Below are 573 nucleotides of genomic sequence, written 5' to 3'. Positions count from 1 at the left end.
GCTCTATCTCTCAGCGCGCGGCATGGTCGTGCAGCCGCGACGGGGATGAATGCGCCCATGGTCGCCCCCATTTTCCAGATCATCGCGTGCACACCACGCCAATCGCCGCGATCAGGCTGAGCAGCGCAATGTAGGCCGGGCGCTTCAGCATCGGCAGGCTCGACCACATGTCGATGGGGAAGGGCCTGCGTCGCAGCTGCACGACCATGCCGCGCGCTGAGAGATAGAGCAGCGCCAGCCCGGTTAGGCCGAAGCACATGGCAATCGGATCGACGAAGCGCTGAAATGTCAGCCACCAGCCCGTGCCCGTCGGATCGCGGATATCCCAGTTCCAGAGGACGATGGCGTCGGAGCCGCGCGTCAGGAAGATACCCATGGCGAAACAGAAGCCCGTCCATCGCCAGATCGAAACGGGATGGGAAGGCCGGTCGCGGTCGCGGTTGCGCTGCCACCCCCGGATCGCGTCGACCGCGAACATCAGCGCGACGACCGTGGCGAACGTCATCGCCGCCAAGTTGAGCACGACCAGCCAGCCGTGACCGTCGAATGACGGGGGCGCGACAGTGGGCGGCC

Annotated in this window: 1 protein-coding gene; it reads right to left on the bottom strand. The window is 66.0% G+C overall.

The window, feature by feature from the left end:
- Positions 1-79 precede the first annotated feature (79 nt).
- A partial coding sequence (locus tag BRX37_RS26495; RefSeq protein WP_318276985.1) for a hypothetical protein occupies positions 80-573 on the bottom strand: 494 nt, incomplete at its 5' end.

This window comes from Sphingomonas sp. S-NIH.Pt3_0716 (genome assembly GCF_003950715.1).
Taxonomy (GTDB): domain Bacteria; phylum Pseudomonadota; class Alphaproteobacteria; order Sphingomonadales; family Sphingomonadaceae; genus Sphingobium; species Sphingobium yanoikuyae_A.
This window is presented reverse-complemented; position numbering and strand designations above follow the sequence as displayed.